The sequence below is a fragment of the Streptomyces sp. NPDC088194 genome, from assembly GCF_040702025.1.
Classification (GTDB): Bacteria; Actinomycetota; Actinomycetes; order Streptomycetales; family Streptomycetaceae; genus Actinacidiphila.
In genome coordinates this window covers 18,658-38,402 of record NZ_JBFBIV010000009.1, presented here as the reverse complement: position 1 = coordinate 38,402, position 19,745 = coordinate 18,658, and the positions used below count along the sequence as shown (strand labels likewise).

Here is a 19,745-nt window from a genome sequence, read left to right as displayed (position 1 = left end):
CGGCGGGGCGTACGGCCCGCAGGGCGCGGACGAGCCGTTCGACCCGGGCCGGGCCGCCGCCGAGGCGACCTCGGCGATCCTCGCGAGCACCCTGCACGGCACCGCGCGGGGAGTCGTCGTGGACTCGCCGCCGGGCGCGGGCAAGTCCACGCTCGTGGTGCGCGCGGCGCGCGAACTGGCCGCGGCGGGAGAGTCGTTGATGATCGTGGCGCAGACCAACGCCCAGGTCGACGACCTCGCCGACCGGCTGGCCACGGCCGACCCCGACCTGCCGGTGGGCCGGCTGCACGGCACCGACTCGCCGCCCGACCCCGCGCTCGACCGCCACCCGTCCCTGGCGAAGTCCACCTCCGTCGCCGAGTTGCGGGACCGCGCGGTGGTGATCGCGACCGCGGCCAAGTGGGCGTACGTCAAGGACGTCGAGCCGTGGCGGCACGCCATCGTGGACGAGGCGTACCAGATGCGGTCGGACGCGCTGCTCCAGGTCGCCGGGCTCTTCGAACGCGCCCTGTTCGTGGGTGATCCGGGCCAGCTCGACCCGTTCAGCGTGGTGGGCGCGGAGCAGTGGGCCGGGCTGAGCTGGGACCCGTCGGCGAGCGCGGTGGTGACGCTGCTCGCGCACAACCCCGGCCTGCCGCAGCACCGGTTGCCGGTGTCCTGGCGGCTGCCCGCGTCCGCCGCTCCGCTGGTGTCGCGGGCGTTCTATCCGTACACGCCGTTCCGCAGCGGCACCGGGCCCGGCGACCGGCGGCTCGGCTTCGGCGTGCGCGGCGACGGCGGCGGGCTCGACCGCACCCTGGACGAGGCCGCGGAGAGCGGCTGGGGTCTGCTGGAGCTGCCCGCCCGGCACACCCCGCGGACCGACCCCGAGGCCGTACGGGCGGTCGCGCTGCTCGTCCGCCGCCTGCTCGACCGCGGCGGGCTCACGTACTCCGCGCCCGACCCGGACCCCGCGCCGCTCACCGCCGAGCGGATCGCGGTCGGCACCGCCCACCGCGACCAGGCCGCCGCGGTGCGCGCCGCGCTCACGGCCCTCGGGGTCGCCGGGGTCGCGGTGGACACCGCCAACCGGCTCCAGGGGCGGGAGTTCGACGTCACGGTCGTCCTGCACCCGCTGTCCGGGCGTCCCGACGCCACCGCGTTCCACCTCGAAACCGGGCGGTTGTGCGTGCTGGCGTCCCGGCATCGGCACGCCTGCATCGTCGTCTGCCGGGCCGGGGTGGCCGACCTGCTCGACGAGCACCCCTCCTCCGAGCCGGTCCGGCTCGGCGTCACCGTCAAGTTCCCCGACGGCTGGGAGGCCAACCACTCGGTCCTGGCCCACCTCGCCGAGCACCGCACGCTCTGGCGGTCGTAGCGAGCTGGACCCTCCGGGGTGGTGCGTTCAGCCGGTCGGAGGACCACCTGCCGGTACACGGCTGGTGGTCCCCCCTGGCATCGCCGGGAGGTGCCCCCAACGCCCCTGAGTACGTGCGGCTCCTCCGCGGAAGGACCGCATCCCCCAACGGGCGAGGGAACCTCACGACCGGCCAAGGTTGTGGCCCGCCCGACCCGCGCGCCCTCCCCCAGCGGCGGGGATTCCCGACCACCCGCCGGCGGTCAGGTGGTGAGCATCCAGTGGCTGAACGCGGCGTAGCGCTCGGCGAACTCGGCGGCGTCTGAGGCGAGTTCGACCGCGGCGGAGTGCTCGCGGACCTGGTCGAAGCGGGCGGCACGCTGCTGCTCGTAGCGGGTGAGGGCGGTCGCGGTGTCAGGGCTGTCGGAGAGGCGGGCGCGGAGCACGCCGACGTCTTCGACGCCGAGGGTGCCGCCGGCGGCGATGTGGGGGGAGAGGCCGTGGGCGGCGTCACCGATCAGCGCGACCCGCGGGCTCGTCCAGCGCGGCAGCGGGGGCACCAGGGTGATCTGGTTCTCCAGGATGGCCTCTTCCGGGGTCGCGGCGATCATCTCCAGCAGGTCCTCGTGCCAGCCCGCCTCGGCGAGGTGCGCGGCCCGCGCCAGCGCGCGCTCCCGCTTGGTGCCGGTCAGCGGGCCGGCCTCGAACTGGTTGACCATCCACATGGTCTGCCCCGGGGCGACCGGCGCGTATCCGCCGCGGGCGCGCTCCCGCCCGATGGTGAGCACGCTGCCCTCGGGACGTTCCCGCCCCGCGGGCACCACCGCGCGCCAGGCGAAGTGCCCTTCGTGCGCGACGGCCTGGCTGCCCGGCACCAGGACGGCACGGATACGGGAGTGGACGCCGTCGGCGCCGATCAGCAGGTCGGCCCGTACGTCCGCACCGCCGTCGACGTGGACGACGACCTCCGTGTCCGTCTCCGTGTAGCCGGTGGCCAGGGCGCCGAGGCGGATACGGTCCCGGCCGACCCGGTCGGCGAGCAGCCGGTTCAGGCCGGGTCGGGGCACGAGCAGGAAGCGGTGGTCGTCGGCGTCGTAGCCGGCGGCGCGCCGCGGGCGGCCGGCCGGGTCGAAGAACCAGGTGTCGATCCAGGCGCCCATCTCGCGCAGCCGGGCGCCGACGCCGATCCGGTCGAACTCGCGCAGTGCGTTGGGCCACAGGCCGATCCCCGCGCCCGCGGCCCGCACCTCCGGCGCCTGCTCCAGCACCGTGACCTCGTGGCCGATCGACTGAAGGGATGCCGCTGCGGTGAGCCCGACCAGGCCGCCTCCGGCGATCACTGTACGCATCGCTGCCTCCTTGTTTCCCGACGTGTTTCCCGACGTGCCCTACGCGCCCGACATGCTCCGACGAGCCGGGGGTGCCCGAAGGCCCCCGCGCCCGGAGCAGCACTGATGCCAGTCAACAAGCGCACTCATATAACTTCAAATGCATACTTCGGATAGCTAGCATTACCTCCATGCATGTGGACTTGAACCTGCTCACCGCCCTGGACGCCCTGCTCGACGAGCGCAGCGTGAGCGGCGCCGCCGACCGGCTGCACCTCTCGCAGCCCGCCATGAGCCGCACGCTCAGCCGGATCAGGCAGGCGACCGGGGACGAGATCCTGGTCCGCTCCGGCCGGCAGATGCTGCCCACCCCGTACGCCGAGGAGGTCCGCGAGGAGGTCCACCGGCTCGTCACGCGCGCCCAGAGCGTCCTCACCCCGAGCGCCGAGGTGGACCCCGCCACGCTGGAGCGCACTTTCACCCTCCAGTGCAACGACGTGGTCGCCGGCGCCCTCCTGCCGCGCCTGGCCGCGGCACTCGCCGACACGGCTCCCGGCGTCTGCCTGCGCCTGCTCGCGGAGGGCGCCACCACCGCCGACGAGCTGCGCCGGGGCCGCGTCGACATCCAGATCGGCGACACCGCGCCCGACCACGCGGACACCCGCTCCACCACGCTGTTCAGTGACCGGCTCGCCGCCGTCGGCCGCCGCGACCTGCCGCACGACCCCACCACCTGGGACGGGTTCGCGTCCCTCGCGCACGTCGTCGTCTCCCGCCGGGGCCGCACCCGGGACCGCATCGACGACCTCCTCGACACCCAGCACCGGCGCCGGCACGTCGCGTTCACCGTGCCCACCCTCGCGCTGGCGCTCGGCGCCGTCGCCGCCCACCCCCTGCTCACCGTCGCCCCCGAGACGCTCACCGGCCACGTCCTCCCCGCCCACCTGCGCACCTACCCCCTCCCCGGCCCCACCCCGCCGGTCCCCGCCGTCCTCGCCTGGCACGCCCGCCACGACCGCGACGCCGCCCACCACTGGCTCCGCGGCCTCATCACGACCACCCTCACCCCCGCCCCCTGACGCCTTCCCGGCGCCGGCGGCCCGGAGAGGCGGAGGGTGGGTGCGGGACAATGGAAGGGTTGCCGAGCTTGGGAGGTAGGGATGAGCCAGCCGCCACAGGCGGGCCGGCCGGGCGGCGAGCGGCCGAAACGGCCCGTTCCGCTGCTGTTCGAACCGGGGGCGGCACCGGAGGAGGGGGCGGACCGGTTCTTCGACCTCGAGTCGATGGACGACCCGCGGGAGTTGCTGGAGCGGGCCACCGAACTGGCGGTGGCGTTCCGCGCGGCGGCCGACCGCGCCACGGACTTCCAGGCGATGGCGGCGGCCCAACTCGCGGACCCGCGCCGCTTCGACCGGCTGACGTTCGCGAAGCTCGCCGAGCGGGCCGGATGGACCGAGGACTACGCGAAGAAGATGGTCGAGTACGGCGAGGGCCTGATCAAGAGCGGCGGCGCCACCCCGTAGCCGTGCCGCCGACCGCGCCCCCGGCCGTTCCCCCGACCGCTTCTCCGACGGGGCAAGGTACTCCCCCGCGCCGCCCCTGTCCCGCTTTCGCCGGATTCTCCCGGGGGGCAAGCATGCAGTCGGTAGATGTAGTTTCCATGGACGAGATCCAGCGTCAGCACCACACCGCGTACGTCACCTCGGCGGGCGCCGAGTGGCTCGCCTCCGCCAGTGCCTTCCCGCGCAGCGTCCAGGCGCTGTGGGCGGCCCGCCCGGCCGCGCCGAGCGTACTGCCGTGCGGCACCGCCTTCGACGTGGTCAACCTGCCGTTGCTCTTCGGGCGGCGGGTGCTGGAGCAGTTATGGTCGGCGGGCCCCGGCAGCGGCCCCGCCGCCGTGCACCGCGGCCGGGTGCTGGTGCTGGCCGCGCCCGGCACCGCCCACCGGCTGCCCGCGCTGCTGGAGTGGGAGGAGTGGGGCCGCCGGGTGCCGCCGCTGCTCTGCCACGGCCGCGGCGACGCGGTGACGGTGCCGCCGCTCTACGACTGCGCGCCCGCCGGCGGGAGCGGTCCGCGCCCCGAGACCGGCCGCTCCCGCTGGGTGGTCGCGCCGGACACCCGCAAGCCCTGGCTGCCCCGCGCGGACGTGCTGCTGTGGGCCTGCGTCAGGGCGGTCCGGCAGGACCGGCCACGGCCGGTGCCGCCGGTTCCGCCGCTGGTCAGCGCACCCGCAACGAGCTGACGTCCATCGATTTCACACCCTGCTGGAGCGGGTGCTAATGTCTACGACGTCAGCAGGCGCCGCTAGCTCAGTTGGTTAGAGCAGCTGACTCTTAATCAGCGGGTCCGGGGTTCGAGTCCCTGGCGGCGCACCTGAGAGACGAAGGCCCTTCGCGGAAGCGGAGGGCCTTCGTCGTGCCCGGGAACCCGGGAATCCGGACCTCTCGCCGCACCGGGTACCCGAACGCCGCGCGAACTCCTCGTGCGCACCGGTGCCTTCGCCCGCGCCCGCCCCGCCGCGAGGTAGCGTTCCTACGGCGGCGCGAGCCGCCTGCCGGTTCGTACTCTTGGAGGCTTCACCATGGCAACCACTCGTACCGCGACGACCCAGTGGAAGGGCCCGCTGATGGGCGGCGCCGGGACGGTCTCGCTGGACACCTCTGGCGTGGGCACGTACGAGGTGTCGTGGCCGTCGCGCGCCGAGGCGGCGAACGGCAAGACCAGCCCCGAGGAGCTGATCGCCGCCGCCCACTCCTCCTGCTACTCCATGGCGCTCTCGCACGGCCTGGCGGGCGCGGGCACCCCGCCCGAGACCGTCCAGACCGTGGCGAACGTCACGTTCCAGCCGGGTGAGGGCATCACCGGGATCACCCTCGCGGTGACGGCGCGCGTGCCGGGCCTGACCGCCGAGGCGTTCGAGGCCGCCGCGCAGGACGCGAAGGCGAACTGCCCGGTCAGCAAGGCGCTCGCGGGCGTGAACATCACCCTTGAGGCCGAACTGCTCTCCTGATCGCCCTCCCGATCGGCCTCGGCCGGCCCCGCTTTCCCGCGGTCGGCCGGTCCGCCGATCGGCCCGGTTCAGCGGCGGGTGACCCGCACCCGCCAGTCGCCCGCCGCGTCCGGTGAGAGCACCTTGAAGTCGAAGCCGTCCGCCGTGTCGGTCCACCCCTCGCCGGGGGTGAAGGGCGCGTCGTTGAGGGAGTTGAACGACGCGCTGCTGAAGTCGCAGGCGCCGGTGAGCGGATGGGCGTCCTCGACGGTGACCGGTCCCTTCCCGGAGTCGACGTCGGTGCGCACCCGGTAGGCGAGTATCCCCTTGCGGCAGGCGTCCTTGTCGTTGCCCAGCGGCTCGCGCAGCTCCAGGACGTACGCCGTGGTGTCGCCGAACGGTATGACCACCGCCTTGCCGCCGCCGGGCACCTCGATCGGCCGCAGCTTGTACGTCCGGGTGCCGGCGGTGGTGACGCAGTCGATCTGCCGGTCGTCGATCCAGCCGAGCTTCCACTTGTGCCAGGCGAGCAGGTCGCCCTGCAGCCCCCAGTCCAGCGACATGGTGTCCCACTGGCCGGCGAGGCGGTCGGTGCGCGGGAAGTCGTCGGCGGAGTAGAGGTCGGGCAGGCCGAGCGCGTGGCCGTTCTCGTGCGCCAGGACGCGGAAGCCGGACTGGTCGTGGCCGTAGATCAGCGAGACCTTGTCCAGGTGGGTGCCGTCGTCGGTGGTGGCGGCCGAGGCGCCGGTCCAGGTCACGGAGAGCACCGCCTGGTCGGCCGGTGGCCCGGCGTTGGGGGTGACGAGGATGTTGACGATGTCGTAGCCGCGGAAGTCCACGCTCGTGCCGGCGGCCTTGATCAGGTCCCGCATCATCTCGGTGTGCGCGTCCCAGCCGTAGCCGCGGCCGATCCCGTACGCGGAGAAGGGCCGCGGCATGCGTATCCAGCGCAGCACCGGGGTCGACCGGTAGTCGAGCCGGCCGTAGGAGGCGGTGGCGTACCACTGCTTGACCGCCGGGAAGAACTCGGAGTACCGCTCGCGGGCGCTGTAGGGGGCCTTGGCGTCGGGGAAGTCGATCAGCAGGGTGAGCGCGCGGACCTTGCCGGTGGAGGGGGCGAACTCCTCGTCGGTGCCGTGGTACGGGTGCGGCGGGAAGCCCTCCGACATGGCGACGCCGGGTTTGGCGCGCAGCGCGCAGGGGCGGCTCGCGGGCGGCGGCGCGGCGTTGGAGCCGACCAGCCGGGGCTCGGCGATCACCGTGGACCCGACCGCGAGCAGGCCGCAGGCGGCGAGGGCGGCGGCGCGTATGCCGGGGCGCGAGCGGGCGCCGGTCCTGGTCTGCGTGCCGGAGCGGGCGCGGGGGCGGGAGCGGTCCCGGGCGCCGGAACGGAAGCGGCCGGCCATCGGTCAGTCCACCGTGCCGACGCCGGACGGCTGGTTGGTGGCCTGGGTGGCGGCCTCGGTGACCCGGACCGACCAGGTGCCGTCGGTCTGCCGGCCGAGGACGGTGACCTGGGTGCTGCCGCCGGGCACCGTGTACGACTCGCCGACGCCCAGCGGCGCGTCGGCCAGCGGCGGGTAGACGGAGGTGGCCGGGCACGCGGAGTGCCCCGGATGGCCGTCGATCACGTCGATCGGCCCGTCGCCGGACTCGCGGTCGGAGCGCACGTCGTAGAGCAGGACGCCCTCGCTGCAGGAGGCGCGGTCGTTGCCGGTACGGGTGCGGGCCTCCATCGCCAGCGCGGTGTCCTCGCCGGTGCGCACCACCAGGAGCTTGGTGCCGCCGGGCGTCTCGTCGGGGCTGAGGTCGTGGTAGGTGGTGCCGATGCCGACGATGCAGCCGACCTGGTCCGGTCCGAGCCAGCCCAACCGCCACTTGTGCCAGGCGAAGGGGTCGGGGGCCAGCCCGAACTGGCTGCCCATCAGGTCCCAGTCGCCGACGTGGGTGTCCCAGTCGGCGTTGCTGCCGGGCGGCGGCTGGTAGTACAGGTCGGGCAGGTCGAAGATGTGGCCGGTCTCGTGGGCGAGCACGTTGCGGTCCGGCGGGTGGTGCTCGAAGACGGTCACCATCCGGCGGACCGGGTTGCCGTCGACGTTGATCGGGGTGGCGAGGTTCACCACCTTGGTGGCGTCGGAGTCGACGCCGGGCGCGTCCGGGTCGGCGACGAGGTAGATCACGTCGTAGCCGGCGAAGTCCACCGACGGGTCGGCGGTGGCGATCGCGTCGCGCAGGTAGGCGTCGCGGTCGGCCGCGTCCCAGTTCCGGCTGATCAGGTAGTCCGTCGCCGGGTGGGGCATCCGCAGCCAGCGGGTCTCGGCGTGCAGGTGCAGCCGGAACTGGCCGTAGGAGGCGTTGGCCCAGAACCGGCCGGTGGCCGGGTAGTGGTCGGCGGCGACCTGCGCGGGGGTCAGCTGCGGGTCGGTGCCGGGGAAGGACAGGAAGACCATCAGCGCCTTGACGTCGCCGGCCGGGCGGGCGTAGTCGCCGTCCCAGCCGTCGACCCCCTCGGAGTGGTGCACGGCGGTGCGCGGCAGCAGGCACGCGCTGCTCTCGGTGGCGCCGGCGGCCGGACCGGTCATCAAGGTCCACGCGACGAGCGCGGAGAAGCCGGCGAACGCGGCGGCGAACGCCCGCAGGACCCGGCGCCGCGCGCCGGACGGCACGCCCGGCGACCGGGGGACGGCGCCCGTTCCGGGGGCGCCGTCCCCCGGGTTGTCTGACGCGAGGTCTGACCGCCGCACAAGGACCTCCGGGAGGTTCGGGATTCGGTCCGGGACCTTCCCCACATTGCTATGAATTGTGGCGGTTTGTCGGTTTCGGATGCTCCGTGCGGGTTGCCGCCGGAGTGGCGCGGCGGCGCAGCCGAGGGGCCGTACGACCGCCCGGGTGGCGCGGGCCCGGAACGTGCGGGCGGCGGGAGCCGGAACACGCGGGCAACGGGGCCCGGAGCGCGTCAGCGGCGGGCGGTGGAGCGCGTGCGCGGCAGGGCCCGGAGCGCGAGAGTGGCCGCGGGGGCGCGGGGAGCGAAAACGTACGACCGGCGCGGCCGATCGGACGGGGGTGAGCGCCTGCGCCGGCCGCGACACCACTCCTCCGGGTGACTACGCTGCGTCATGATGTGCGGAGAGCGTTCACGTGCTCGACCCGCACGCGCAGAAACGGTCGCCTGGGGGGCATCCGTGCGGGAAATCACCAGAGCGGCGCTGGATCACCAACTCCGCCAGCCCATATGATCGCGAGTGACGGAAGTGCGAACAGGGAGCAGTCCATGGGCGGACCCGCGGGCGGCCCCGGCGTCGAGCCCGACAGCACAGCAGCCACGATCACGCGCAGTGATCGGCTGCGCCGGTCCTCGTACGCCGCGGAGCCGACCGACTACCGCGCCGCCTTCGCGGTGGCCCGGTCGGCGATGGCGCTGCTGGGCCCCGACGGCGGCGTGCTCGCGGCGAACGCCGCGCTGGGCCGGCTGCTGGGCGTACCGCTGGAGCGGATGGTGTCGGCGGACGCGCGCGTGCTGCTCGGCCTCACCGGCGACCCGCACGCCGGCACCGCCTTCGACGACGTCCTCACCGGCAGCCGGCGCCGGCTGCGCTGCACCCGCAGGCTCACCCGGGCCGACGGCACCGACCTGCGCGCCGAGCTGTCCCTGGCCCGCACCGACAGCCGCGCGCTGCTGCTGACCGTCGAGGACGTCAGCGAACGCGATTCGCTGCGGCGGCAGTTGCGGCATCTGCGGATGCACGACCCGGTGACGCGGCTGCCCAACCGGGCGCTGTTCTTCGAACGGCTGGCGGACGCCTTCGCGCGGGCCCCGGAGCGCGGCACCGGCCGGATCGGGCTGTGCTACCTCGACCTGGACGGCTTCAAGGCGGTCAACGACACGCTCGGGCACCGCGTCGGCGACGAGCTGCTCGCCGCGGTGGCCGACCGGCTGCTGGCCTGCGCCGGGCCCGGCGGCCACCTCGCGGCCCGGCTGGGCGGCGACGAGTTCGCGCTGCTGCTCCGGGACTCCACCGGCACCGGGCAGGCGACCGCGCTCGCCGAGGCCGTACTCGACGCGTTCCAGCGGCCGTTCGACGTCTCCGGGCACCGGCTGGCGGTCTCCGCGAGCATCGGCGTGGTCGAGCGGGAGGCCCAGGGCACCACCCCCACCGGGCTGATGCAGGCCGCCGACACCACGCTGTACTGGGCGAAGGACGACGGCAAGGGCCGCTGGACGCTCTTCGACCCGGAGCGCAACGAGCACCGGATGACCCGCCAGTCGCTGTCCAGCACGCTGCGGCAGGCCGTCGAGCGGGGCGAGTTCGTGCTCGACTACCAGCCGCTGGTCGCCCTGGACACCGGCGAGGTGCGCGGCGTGGAGGCGCTGGTCCGCTGGGAGCACCCGCACTTCGGGCGGCTGGCGCCCAACCGCTTCATCGGCCTGGCGGAGGAGGACGGCTCGATCGTGCAGCTCGGCCGCTGGGTGCTCGCCGAGTCCTGCCGCCAGGCCCGCGCCTGGCAGCGGGAGCGGCCCGGCACGCCCCTGGTGGTCAGCGTCAATGTCGCGGTCCGCCAGGTCTGGGACTCCGACCTGGTCGCCGACGTCGCCGCGATCCTGCACGAGACCGGGCTGCCGGCCCGCCTGCTCCAGCTGGAACTCACCGAGTCCGCGGTCATGGGCAGCGCCGGCCGGCCCCTCCAGGCCCTGCACGCGCTCCACGAGATGGGGGTGCGCATCGCCATCGACGACTTCGGCACCGGCTACTCCAACCTCGCCTACATGAGCCGGCTGCCCGTCTCCACCCTCAAGCTCGACGGCTCCTTCGTGCAGGGTTTCCGGTCCGCGGAACACCCCAACCCCGCCGACGAGACCATCGTCGAGGCGCTGGTCGACCTCGCCCACCGGCTCGGGCTCACGGTCACCGCGGAGTGCGTCGAGAACGCGGACCAGGCCGAGCGGCTGCGGCGGATCGGCTGCGACACGGGGCAGGGCTGGCACTACTCCCGCCCGGTGGCCGCCGCGTCCATCTCCCAACTGCTGGGATGAGCAAGTGCGTTGGCGTACGCGGCAGCCGGATTCGCCGACCCGGCAGGCGGGTTCGCGTGCGCGGAGGGTGGATTCGCCTGCGCGGGAGGCGGGTTCGCCTACGCGGGAGGCGGGTTCGCCTACGACGTCCGCGGGTTCGCCTGCGCGGAAGGCGGGTTCGCGTACGCGGTCGGCGGGCGGCCGAGGAGCTTGCCGAACGCGGCGGTGTACGCGGCGGGGTTGTCGTAACCCAGCAGGGCGGCGACGCGCGTGACGGGGGTGCCCGCGGCGAGGTGCGGCAACGAGTGCAGGATGCAGGCGCGTTGCCGCCACTGCGAGAAGCTCAGGCCGGTGCCGCGGCGGAAGAGGCGGGCCAGCGTGCGTTCGCTGACGTTGAGCCGGGCGCACCAGCGGGCGGGCGGGTCGTGGATGTCCGGCTGCCGCAGGAACGCCTCGCACAGGCCGCGCAGCCGGGGGTCGGCGGGCAGCGGCACGTCCAGGGGCAGCGGGGAGAGGTCCTTCAGCTCGTGCAGGATGAGGGCGACCACGGCCTCGTCCCGGCTGTGCTCGGGGTACCGCGGCTCCATGTCGACGGCCGCGAGCAGGAGCGCCCGCAGCAGGGCGGAGACGTCCACGGCCCGGCAGCGCGCGGGGAACCAGGGCACCGCGGCCGGTTCGATGTAGAGGCTGCGGGTGCTGACGCCCGTCATCTCGACCTGGTGCCTGGTCATCGGCGGGATCAGCACGGCGCGGGCAGTGGGCACCGTCCAGTTGCCGTCCTCGGCCTCGACCCGCATCACGCCGGTCGCCGCGTACAGGACCTGGGCGCGGCGGTGCTCGTGCCAGCCGAGCAGGTGGTCGTGCGGGTAGTCGGTGCCGATCGCCAGCACCGCGCGATCGAGGGTGTCCACCTCCGCGAGCGGGACATTGCGCATGCGCACGAGGCTACGCGGAAGCGCCGGCGCTGTCTGCTGCGCGTAGGAAGATGGCAATCCATCGATTGCCCGCCACCTCGGGTGATCCCTAGCGTCGTATGCGTGCTTCCCTCCCTGACCTCCTTCCTCACCCTGGTCCTCTTCGGCTGCCTGACCGGCGTCACGACGGTGCTCTTCGGCTTCGGCGGCGGGTTCATCACGGTCCCGGTCGTCTACGGCGTCCTGACCGTCACCGCGCGGCCGGGGACGCAGGACGCCATGCACGTCGCCGTGGCGACCTCGGCGGCGGTCATGGTCGTCAACGCCTCGGTCGCGGCGCTCGCGCAGTGGCGGCAGGAGCGGCTGCGCGCCGAGTACCTCTGGCCGCTGGCGGCGTTCATCGCGGTCGGCGCCGCCGCGGGGTCGCTGGCCGCCACGCTGATCGGCGGCACCGCGCTGCGGCTGCTCTTCGCCGGCTACCTCCTGGTGACGATCGCCGACAGCCTGCTGCGGAAGGGCTTCCTCTCGGTGGCGCCCCGGGGACGGCCGAAGCCGCTGGACCGCGGCACCACCACCTTCGGCGGCATCGGGATCGGGCTGGTGGCCGCGGGCCTGGGGGTGGGCGGCAGCGTCATGACGGTCCCGCTGCTGCGGCGCCGGGGCCTGCCGATGGCCGAGGCGACCGCCATGGCCAACCCGCTCAGCGTGCCCGTCGCCCTGACCGGCACCCTCGTCTACGCGCTCGCGCCCGTGCTCACCTCCACGTCCGGCCCGGCCGCGTCCGCCGGCGCGGGCCGGCTCGGCTACGTCGACCTCGCGGCGGGCGCCGCCCTGCTCGCCGGGTCCCTGCCCACCATCGCGGTGGTGCGGCGGGTCGCCGGCCGCGTCCCGGACCGGGTGCACTCGGCCGCGTACGTGGCGCTGCTGCTGGTCGTCCTGATCGTGATGGTGGCGATGGGAGTGTGACGCGGAGGATGCACCCGCCCTACCCGCTCTCCACCGGCGCCGGTCCGCGGCCGGGCCCAGGTCGAGCCGCGTGACGGCGGTGACGGGGAGGCGAGGCGGGCGGGGCTCAGTAGTCCGCGAGGTCGATCTCGGTGCCCGGGGGGAAGACCTCGACGCCCCAGGTGTGGACCTCGGGGTCGTCGGGTGCGCCGAGGACCGCGAAGCCGAGGGCGTTGAAGGCGATCCCGGCCTCGGACTCGTCGCCGCGCAGGCCGAGCGCGGTCAGGTCCCGGTGCACGTCCTCGTAGGAGGGACCGAGCAACCGGACACCGCGGTAGAGGACTTCGGGGCCCAGCTCGACGGAGATGAAGCGCACCCGCTGCCGGTCGTCGTAGGAGAGGGTCAGACCCCAGAGGTAGAAGTAGTCCTCCGGGCCGTCGGGGCGGCGGAAGACCGCGGGGTCGCCGCCGAGCAGGGCGACGGCGTCCGCCCGGTCCTGCCCGAAGCGGACGACGTCCAGTCCCTCCCGGCCCTGGATCAGGTAGCGCTTCACGCAGGAAGAACGATCACGGCGGCGCGGGCGTTCCGGTACGCCGTGTGAGTTTCCCCGCGCCCCGGATGCCTTTCGGACGCCGCGAGCGGGGCCGCATACTGCAACGCCGGCCGCACGGGGGCGGCCCGGTGAGCGTGGGGAGAGGGCATATGACGGCGCCTATGACGGCGGGGACGATCAGCGCGGCGGCGGCCGGCAGCTGGAAGCTCGGCGACCGGGAGGTCAACCGCCTCGGCTTCGGCGCGATGCGGCTGACGGGCAACGGCATGGCCGGGAACGGCGCCGGCGCCCCGATCGACCGCGACGTGGCGGTCAGGGTGCTGCGCCGCGCGGTCGACCTCGGGGTGAACCACATCGACACGGCGGCGTTCTACTTCTCGCCGCTGCGCTCCGCCAACGAGCTGATCAACCGGGCGCTGGCCCCGTACCCCGACGACCTGGTCATCGTCACCAAGGTCGGGCCCGGGCGCGGTCCTTCGGGCGAGTGGCTGCCGGCGGCCACGCCCGGGGAGCTGCGCGGGCAGGTCGAGGAGAACCTGCGCCAGCTCGGCCGCGACCACCTCGACGTGGTGAACCTGCGCCGGATGGGCGAGGAGTCGATCGCCGAACACTTCGGCGCCCTGGCCGAGTTGCGCGACGCGGGCCTCATCCGCCACCTGGGCGTCTCCAGCGTCCGACCCGAGCACCTCGCCGAGGCCCAGGCGATCGCGCCGGTGGTCTGCGTGCAGAACCGGTACGGGCTCGACCACCAACGCGCCGACGACAACGGCCTGTTGGACCGCTGCGGCGAGCAGGGCATCGCGTTCGTGCCGTTCTTCGCGATCTCCGGGGAGCGGCGGGAAGCACCCGCGGCCACGGGTGGCGGCGCGTACGACGACGAACTCCTCGCCGTCGCCCGCGCGCACGGCGCGACCCCCGCGCAGATCCGCCTCGCCTGGACCCTCCACCGCGCCCCGCACGTCCTCGCCATCCCGGGCACCGGCAACCCCGCCCACCTGACCGAGAACGTCGCCGCCGCCGCTCTGCGCCTGTCCCCCACCGACCTGGCCCGCCTGTGAAGCCAGGGAGCCGCCTACGGCCCTCGACGCTCAGGGGCGCGTGCGCGTGCACGTCGTCCTCTGGAAGTCGGACGACGGCAGGCGCGACACCTCTCGTGCGCGCCCGCCGCGTCGCGGCCCGTCAGTCCCTCGGTGCGACGCGGATACGGTTCCCGTCGGGATCGGCTGCGAGGAAGGTCAGCCCGAACCCCGCATCGTGAGGCTCCTGGAGGATCGTGACGCCCTTGGACCTCCACTGCTCGAAGATCGCGTTGACCTCGTCGGGCCCGCTGTCGACGGCCAGACACACCTCACTGGTACGCGGGACGTCCGCTGACAGGTCCTCGAAACGGCCGGACCACACGGCGAGGTCAGCGCCTGGCCCAAGGTCGAAGGTGATGTATCCCGGAGTCTCGAACGACGGGCTCATGCCGAGGAGGTCTCCGTAGAAACGCGCTGCCGCGGGAGCGTCGTTCACGTAGACGACGGACACGACGGATGTGGTCATGGTTCTTCCTTCTCGCAGGTCGTGGGTACGCATCCGCCAGCCTGACCGGGATATGCGCCGCATCATGTCGTGATTCCTGAAAAACTCGGTGGGTGACCCCGGACCGCTTCTTCTCCCTGATGCTGCTCCTGGCATCGAGGAATGCCGTGACCACACAGGAACTCGCCTCGGCGCTGGGGGTGTCCCTTCGCACCGTCACCCGGGACCTGAACTGGCTCCGCGACGCCGGTCTGCCGGTGACCGCGCAACGGGGCCGCCTCGGAGGCGTGACCATGCTGCCCGGGTCCGGGCTCGACCTCACGCGGCTCACGCCCGGCGAGCGTGATCATCTGTCGCTCACCGGGCTGGACGAGAGGCAACGTGCGGAGCTCGACGCATCGGTCGAGAGCCGGCGCGCGCTCTCCAAGATCGCCGCCGCACACCCACGTCGAGTCGATGGGCTCCTGCCGCTCACCGACGTCGTGCACGTGGACAGCCGTCCCTGGCTCCGAACCCGTACTTCCGGCCCGACCCCGGCTTCGCTGATCGGCCCGGTGCGGCGCGGTCGCCGGATACGGATCGAATACGACAGCCCACGCGAGTCATGCCTCCGCGACCTGGTCGTGGACCCCTACGGGCTGCTCGCCAAGGCCGGCAGCTGGTATCTCGTCGCCGACTGCGCCCGAGTGCCACGGATGTACCGACTCGACCGGATCACGACGTGGAAGGAAGTCGACCGGCCACGACAGATCCGCGAGAGCCAGACCCTGGCCACCGTCGCCGCAGCGCTCGTCGATCAGTGGGAACACCAGCACGCGATGGAGGTCAGCGCCACCATCGACCGGACCCAGATCGAGCGAGCGCAACGAATCTTCGGCCGACGACTCGTCCGGGACGACCATGAAGAATCCGCCACCGGCCACAAGGTGACGATCCGCTTCCCGCATCTGGAGGACGTGCGGGCACTACTGCCGTTCGGGAGCGCCATCACCGTGCACGGCCCCACCGAAGCCAGGGCCCACCTTCACGACCTCGCCACTGGTCTTGCCCACCACTACGCGCCCTCACCGACGTCCTGACCCGTCACAACCACCGATCACACCGGCTCGGCGAGCAAGGGCGATGCCGCGTGGCGCCTTCGGGCTTCTCGCGGAGGCCCTGGCTGCGACTCTCCGGCAGGGGCTATCCGACCGGATGCCCGCGGGCCCCGACGCGGCACCCGTTCCCGGCGCCGCGGGCTGCACCCTCGAGTCGTGCACTTACCGCGACCGGCTGCCGGAGTTCGAGGAGCGCGGCGCCCGCGTGTACGGCGTCAGCACCCAACGTCCGGACCAACTCGCCGCGTTCGCCGAACACGCGGGCATCACGTTCCCCCTGCTGTCGGACGCCGACCTGCGGCTGCTCACCGCACTGCGGCTGCCCACCTTCCGTGCGTCCGGACTCGACCGCCTCAAGCGCCTGACCCTGCTGATCGACGCCAACGCACCGTACGCGGCGTGCTCTGCCCCGTCCCGGACCCGGCCGGCTCGGTCGGCGACGCCCTCGCTCTCCTCGACGAGCTCGCAGCCGCCGGCCGGCGACTTCCCGGCCCCCGTTGAGAGCGCGCAGGTCATGGCCGTGCGTCGCCCGCGGCTCCCCGCGCGCCGCTCGCGTCCGGTGGTCGTGGTGGCACCGGCCCGGGACACGGTCCGGCGGGACTCGGTCCGGCGGAAACGCGCCGGCCGACGGGTCGCTCGGCACCGGCGGAGTCATCAGCGGCGGTGGGAGCGCAGTTCGTCGAGGAGGGCGCGCAGTACCGCGAGACGGTGGGCGGATTCGGAGGGGGCGGCGGGCCTGAGTGCCGTGCGGGCGGCGTGCGCGGCGAGCAGCCCGAGGAGGAGTCTGACCGCGGCGCCGCTGACGGCGGCGCCGGCCAGAACCCATGCGGCGGCTCCCATGGCGGGTGTGAGCATCTTCGATCCCCTGTCCGGAACTGACGGCGGACCTCCGGTCTAGCGCGACCGGCGGCGCGGCCGCTTCCCCGCGGTCGCGTGGAGTCGGCCGCCCGGGCCGAACTCCGCGCACCTGCGCCCCTGGTGGCGGCGCGAGGGAGCGGGCAGCATCCCGGGCATGGACGACATGGACGAGCCGCGGGGTCCTCGGGGGAAGCGGGGCCTGCCCTTCCCGTACGACCAGGATCTGTCCGGGGTGCTGCGCAACCTCAACCGCCGTACCCGCTGGGGGCGTGACCGGCTCGCGAACGACCGGGTCACCGCCGCGCTCCTGGCGGCCGGCATGCGGCTGCTCGTGGCGCACCTCGGCCCGGGCGGCCGCAGCCGCGTCAACAGCGAGCGCCTGCTGCTGGGTTCCCTCTCGCAGCGCAGGGTCGCCGAGGAGTTCGCCGCCGGGCCGCAGCCCTTCACGCGGTACGGCAACGGGGTGTCGATGCTGCGCGACCGCTGGAGCCCGCACTCGGACTTCGTCACCGACCTGATCACCTTCGCGGTGTGGCGGGAGAACTACCGGCCGGAGTTCCGGGAGCGGCGGGTCGCCCACATCAGACGGCTGGTGCACGGACCGGACTTCGTACGGGCCGTGCACGACATCGCCTACCAGCACACCGCCGAGGGGGTCCGGCTGCCCTCCGTCCGGCTCGGCCTGGCGCTCATGACGGCCGCCGAGGGGGACGAGGAGGTGACCCGGATCATCTCCACCGTCTACGAGGACTACCTCGGCTCGTGGAAGAAGCTGTACGAGACGGTGCTCCGCGAGCGGCACTTACGGCTGCGCAGGGGGCTCACCCTCGACGACCTGGCGAACGCGCTGTCCGCGGCGACCGACGGGATGACGCTCAGGGCCATCGGCGACCCCGCCTCCGGTGTCGTCGACCACGACCGCCGCGGTTCCCTGATGGGCACGGTCGCGCTGGCGGTGATCCACGCGTTCCTGGAGCCGGACGACGACGCCGACGGCCTCACCCTGGAGCAGTCCGTGGCGGCGCGGTTCGGCCGACGCCCGCACTGAGCACGGCAGAACGGCGGAACCGGCACATGGGTGGGGCCCGCGTCCTCGGGGGGAGTAAGGACGCGGGCCCCGGTGGGGCGGGCGCGTGAGGACGCCCGCCGGTGAGAGGAACGATCAGCAGGCGCCGAGGTCGCTCCAGACGCCCCATTCGCCGGTGGTGCCTGGCTCCTCGTTGGTGGTCCACCACTTGGCCTGCCAGTTGTGGCCGTTCCAGGAGACCTGGTCGCCGCCGGTGTAGACCGCGCTGGAACTCCAGGACGCGAGCGTGCAACTGCCGCCGCTGCCACCGGTGGTGCCGCTCGACGTGCCCGTCGAGGTGCCGGTGGACGTGCCGGTGGACGTACCCGTCGAGGTGCCGGTCGACGTGCCGCCGTCCGTCGTCCCCGCCGTGGTGCCGGAGGAGGTGCCGCCGTCGGTGCTACCCGACGAGGTGCCCGACGAGGTGCCCGTGGAGGTGCCCCCGCTGGTGGTACCCGTGCCGGAGCAGTCCGAGGCCGACCCGTTGGTCGCGGTGACGATCTTGTTGAAGAGCGTCGCCGAGGCGTCCAGGTCGAGCAGCGAGTACATCATCGACCCGCCGAGCCCGTTGCAGTGCGCGTAGTTCGCCTTGGCCGTGATCGACTGGTCGCTGAGCCCGGTCCAGAAGGTGGACCCGTTGTAGAAGTAGGCCGACTGCGACTGCGCGTCGTAGTAGGTGTCGGCCGGGTTGTCGACGACCCCGGTCAGCTCCTTGTAGTACGCGATCCCGGCGGTCGCGCTGATCCCGCGCGCCGCGGAGGGGCCGCTCGCGGGCTGGTAGAGCCCGTGGTTGCTGCCCGCCGCCACGCCGTCCCAGCCGCGGTAGTAGAGCGGATAGCCCATGGTGACCTTGCTCGCCGGCATGCCGCCCGGGATGCCGTAGGCCGGGTCGCCCTGGGTCCACGCCTTGATCGCGTTGTCGGTGCTGTACTTCTCGTTGCCCGGCGGGATCACCGCGGAGGGGTCGCTCGACGACTGGTAGAGCGGGTCCTGCTCGTTGGTCGGGCCGGTGGCCTCGAACCCGCCGTGCATGTCGTACGTCATGACGTTCGCGTAGTCGAGGTACTGCCCGATCTTGTCGGTCTCGATGTTCGCGATCTTGTCCTGGCCGGACGGCAGGGCCGCGGTGAGCAGCAGGTGCTTGCCGCCGTTGGCCGAGCCGTACGCGTCCAGTTCGGTGCGGAACTCGGCGAGCAGCTTGGTGTAGTTGGCCTTGTCGTCGGCGCTGTAGTGGTTGCCGACGTGGCCGCCCGGCGAGCCGGGGTACTCCCAGTCGATGTCGAAGCCGTCGAAGATGCCGGCCGCGCTGCCGTCGCCGCCGTAGCCGCCCTGCTCGGGCAGGTTGCCCTTGATGAACATGTTGATGCAGGAGCTGACCAGCTTCTTGCGGCTGGCGTCGGTCGCCGCGGCGTCGGAGAAGTACTTGGAGTACGTCCAACCGCCCAGCGAGACCAGGATCTTGAGGTTCGGGTACTTCGCCTTCAGCTCCTTGAGCTGGTTGAAGTTGCCCACGATCGGCTGGTTGTAGACGTCGGCGGTGCCGTTGACGCTGATGTCCGAACCGAACGACTTCTGGTAGTCGGCGAAGGCGTCGCCCGCGCCGTCACCGGCGTTCGGGTCCTGCTCGTTGGTGGAGTCCGACGCCTTGGTCGCCTCGAAGCAGGTGAGGTTGGTCGGGTCGATGTTCTCGAACGAGTAGTTGAGGACGTCGAGCTTGCCGGCCAGGCCCTCGGTGTCGAGGTTCTTGGGGTAGAAGGCGTTGCCGTAGACGCTCCACTGGTCGTAGTAGGCGATCTTGGCCCCGCCGCTGCTCGCGGCGGCGGCCGCGGGCTTTGCGGCGGCCGCGGGCTTCGCGGCCGTGGTGGCGGAGTCCGCCTGCGCGGTGCCGAGGCCGCCGACCAGGGCGGTGAACAAGCCCAGTCCGACGGCGGCGCTCGTGGCGGCGGCCACGAACACTCTCTTCCTTGACCTTGACTGCACAAGGACCTCCGGGGGGAGAAGGAGGAACAACAGGGGGCGACGAGCATGGTTAACCCTTGGTCAAGTGCACGTCAATGGTCTGAACCAGACTTGGACTAGACCAATCTGGTGGCGACGGGGTGCGGCGGCCCGCTCGGCACCCCG

18 protein-coding genes, 1 tRNA gene and 1 pseudogene are annotated in these 19,745 nt (G+C 73.2%); 12 read left to right on the top strand and 8 right to left on the bottom strand.

All coding sequences use genetic code 11. The features are described 5' to 3' along the window. The first annotated feature begins 76 nt into the window (after window positions 1–76). On the top strand, window positions 77–1,357 hold the full coding sequence (locus tag AB0399_RS06915) for an AAA domain-containing protein (RefSeq protein WP_329374279.1): 1,281 nt from the start codon (window positions 77–79) through the stop codon (window positions 1,355–1,357). A 242-nt stretch (window positions 1,358–1,599) separates the two neighbouring features. On the opposite strand, the gene AB0399_RS06910 is transcribed toward AB0399_RS06915, so the two are convergent. After that, on the bottom strand, window positions 1,600–2,685 hold the full coding sequence (locus tag AB0399_RS06910; protein ID WP_366410493.1) for an FAD-dependent monooxygenase: 1,086 nt from the start codon (window positions 2,683–2,685) through the stop codon (window positions 1,600–1,602). 170 nt (window positions 2,686–2,855) lie between these two features. Here AB0399_RS06910 and AB0399_RS06905 point away from each other — a divergent pair, with 170 nt between their 5' ends. From AB0399_RS06905 to AB0399_RS06885, 5 genes are all read left to right on the top strand, one after another. Then, a complete protein-coding gene (locus AB0399_RS06905) occupies window positions 2,856–3,743 on the top strand; it encodes a LysR family transcriptional regulator (RefSeq protein ID WP_366410492.1) in 888 nt (295 codons plus the stop codon). An 81-nt stretch (window positions 3,744–3,824) separates the two neighbouring features. Beyond that, window positions 3,825–4,187: a hypothetical protein gene (locus AB0399_RS06900; protein WP_329369177.1), complete on the top strand. Its 363-nt coding sequence runs from the start codon at window positions 3,825–3,827 to the stop codon at window positions 4,185–4,187. 137 nt (window positions 4,188–4,324) lie between these two features. Continuing rightward, on the top strand, window positions 4,325–4,906 hold the full coding sequence (locus AB0399_RS06895) for a bifunctional DNA primase/polymerase (protein ID WP_366410491.1): 582 nt from the start codon (window positions 4,325–4,327) through the stop codon (window positions 4,904–4,906). Between the two features lie 56 nt (window positions 4,907–4,962). Beyond that, window positions 4,963–5,036, top strand: a tRNA-Lys gene (locus AB0399_RS06890). 209 nt (window positions 5,037–5,245) lie between these two features. Beyond that, window positions 5,246–5,674: an OsmC family peroxiredoxin gene (locus AB0399_RS06885; protein WP_329369174.1), complete on the top strand. Its 429-nt coding sequence runs from the start codon at window positions 5,246–5,248 to the stop codon at window positions 5,672–5,674. A gap of 68 nt (window positions 5,675–5,742) precedes the next feature. Here AB0399_RS06885 and AB0399_RS06880 read toward each other — a convergent pair whose 3' ends face one another. Both AB0399_RS06880 and AB0399_RS06875 read right to left on the bottom strand, forming a co-directional pair. Next, window positions 5,743–7,059, bottom strand: coding sequence for a M6 family metalloprotease domain-containing protein (locus AB0399_RS06880; protein WP_329369172.1), 1,317 nt, complete (start codon window positions 7,057–7,059; stop codon window positions 5,743–5,745). A gap of 3 nt (window positions 7,060–7,062) precedes the next feature. Further along, a complete protein-coding gene (locus tag AB0399_RS06875; protein WP_366410490.1) occupies window positions 7,063–8,319 on the bottom strand; it encodes a M6 family metalloprotease domain-containing protein in 1,257 nt (418 codons plus the stop codon). A gap of 746 nt (window positions 8,320–9,065) precedes the next feature. On the opposite strand from AB0399_RS06875, the gene AB0399_RS06870 reads away from it, so the two are divergent. After that, complete coding sequence (locus AB0399_RS06870; RefSeq protein WP_366410543.1) at window positions 9,066–10,685, top strand: EAL domain-containing protein; 1,620 nt, start codon at window positions 9,066–9,068, stop codon at window positions 10,683–10,685. A gap of 119 nt (window positions 10,686–10,804) precedes the next feature. Here the strand turns inward: AB0399_RS06870 and AB0399_RS06865 are convergent, their stop codons facing one another. Further along, complete coding sequence (locus tag AB0399_RS06865; RefSeq protein ID WP_366410489.1) at window positions 10,805–11,599, bottom strand: helix-turn-helix transcriptional regulator; 795 nt, start codon at window positions 11,597–11,599, stop codon at window positions 10,805–10,807. A 102-nt stretch (window positions 11,600–11,701) separates the two neighbouring features. Between AB0399_RS06865 and AB0399_RS06860 the strand changes: the two genes are divergently transcribed. Further along, window positions 11,702–12,544: a sulfite exporter TauE/SafE family protein gene (locus AB0399_RS06860; protein WP_366410488.1), complete on the top strand. Its 843-nt coding sequence runs from the start codon at window positions 11,702–11,704 to the stop codon at window positions 12,542–12,544. Between the two features lie 106 nt (window positions 12,545–12,650). On the opposite strand, the gene AB0399_RS06855 is transcribed toward AB0399_RS06860, so the two are convergent. Next, window positions 12,651–13,076: a hypothetical protein gene (locus tag AB0399_RS06855; protein ID WP_366410487.1), complete on the bottom strand. Its 426-nt coding sequence runs from the start codon at window positions 13,074–13,076 to the stop codon at window positions 12,651–12,653. Window positions 13,077–13,237: 161 nt separating this feature from the next. Between AB0399_RS06855 and AB0399_RS06850 the strand changes: the two genes are divergently transcribed. Continuing rightward, entirely contained in the window at window positions 13,238–14,134 is an 897-nt protein-coding gene (locus AB0399_RS06850) for an oxidoreductase (RefSeq protein ID WP_329374273.1), read from the top strand. Window positions 14,135–14,255: 121 nt separating this feature from the next. Here the strand turns inward: AB0399_RS06850 and AB0399_RS06845 are convergent, their stop codons facing one another. Then, the gene (locus AB0399_RS06845; protein ID WP_366410486.1) at window positions 14,256–14,621 is read right to left on the bottom strand and encodes a VOC family protein; all 366 of its coding nucleotides are present in this window, start codon (window positions 14,619–14,621) and stop codon (window positions 14,256–14,258) included. 92 nt (window positions 14,622–14,713) lie between these two features. Here AB0399_RS06845 and AB0399_RS06840 point away from each other — a divergent pair, with 92 nt between their 5' ends. Both AB0399_RS06840 and AB0399_RS06835 read left to right on the top strand, forming a co-directional pair. Continuing rightward, on the top strand, window positions 14,714–15,679 hold the full coding sequence (locus AB0399_RS06840; RefSeq protein ID WP_366410485.1) for a WYL domain-containing protein: 966 nt from the start codon (window positions 14,714–14,716) through the stop codon (window positions 15,677–15,679). Window positions 15,680–15,821: 142 nt separating this feature from the next. Continuing rightward, window positions 15,822–16,198, top strand: a pseudogene (locus tag AB0399_RS06835) (peroxiredoxin); the annotation flags it as partial. 153 nt (window positions 16,199–16,351) lie between these two features. Here the strand turns inward: AB0399_RS06835 and AB0399_RS06830 are convergent. Next, on the bottom strand, window positions 16,352–16,552 hold the full coding sequence (locus tag AB0399_RS06830) for a hypothetical protein (RefSeq protein ID WP_366410484.1): 201 nt from the start codon (window positions 16,550–16,552) through the stop codon (window positions 16,352–16,354). Window positions 16,553–16,709: 157 nt separating this feature from the next. On the opposite strand from AB0399_RS06830, the gene AB0399_RS06825 reads away from it, so the two are divergent. Beyond that, window positions 16,710–17,603 (top strand): hypothetical protein, encoded by an 894-nt coding sequence (locus tag AB0399_RS06825; RefSeq protein ID WP_329369157.1) that lies wholly within the window; start codon window positions 16,710–16,712, stop codon window positions 17,601–17,603. 114 nt (window positions 17,604–17,717) lie between these two features. Here the strand turns inward: AB0399_RS06825 and AB0399_RS06820 are convergent, their stop codons facing one another. Next, window positions 17,718–19,571, bottom strand: a complete 1,854-nt coding sequence (locus AB0399_RS06820) for a glycosyl hydrolase family 18 protein (protein ID WP_366410483.1) — start codon at window positions 19,569–19,571, stop codon at window positions 17,718–17,720. Between the last annotated feature and the right edge of the window lie 174 nt (window positions 19,572–19,745).

Coding starts and splice junctions, on each gene's coding strand:
- AB0399_RS06880 (WP_329369172.1), bottom strand. CDS start 7,059: ATGGCCGGCCGCTTCCGTTCCGGCGCCCGGGACCGCTCCCGCCCCCGC.
- AB0399_RS06850 (WP_329374273.1), top strand. CDS start 13,238: ATGACGGCGGGGACGATCAGCGCGGCGGCGGCCGGCAGCTGGAAGCTC.
- AB0399_RS06870 (WP_366410543.1), top strand. CDS start 9,066: ATGGCGCTGCTGGGCCCCGACGGCGGCGTGCTCGCGGCGAACGCCGCG.
- AB0399_RS06905 (WP_366410492.1), top strand. CDS start 2,856: ATGCATGTGGACTTGAACCTGCTCACCGCCCTGGACGCCCTGCTCGAC.
- AB0399_RS06895 (WP_366410491.1), top strand. CDS start 4,325: ATGGACGAGATCCAGCGTCAGCACCACACCGCGTACGTCACCTCGGCG.
- AB0399_RS06845 (WP_366410486.1), bottom strand. CDS start 14,621: ATGACCACATCCGTCGTGTCCGTCGTCTACGTGAACGACGCTCCCGCG.
- AB0399_RS06885 (WP_329369174.1), top strand. CDS start 5,246: ATGGCAACCACTCGTACCGCGACGACCCAGTGGAAGGGCCCGCTGATG.
- AB0399_RS06900 (WP_329369177.1), top strand. CDS start 3,825: ATGAGCCAGCCGCCACAGGCGGGCCGGCCGGGCGGCGAGCGGCCGAAA.
- AB0399_RS06910 (WP_366410493.1), bottom strand. CDS start 2,685: ATGCGTACAGTGATCGCCGGAGGCGGCCTGGTCGGGCTCACCGCAGCG.
- AB0399_RS06865 (WP_366410489.1), bottom strand. CDS start 11,599: ATGCGCAATGTCCCGCTCGCGGAGGTGGACACCCTCGATCGCGCGGTG.
- AB0399_RS06825 (WP_329369157.1), top strand. CDS start 16,710: ATGGACGACATGGACGAGCCGCGGGGTCCTCGGGGGAAGCGGGGCCTG.
- AB0399_RS06830 (WP_366410484.1), bottom strand. CDS start 16,552: ATGCTCACACCCGCCATGGGAGCCGCCGCATGGGTTCTGGCCGGCGCC.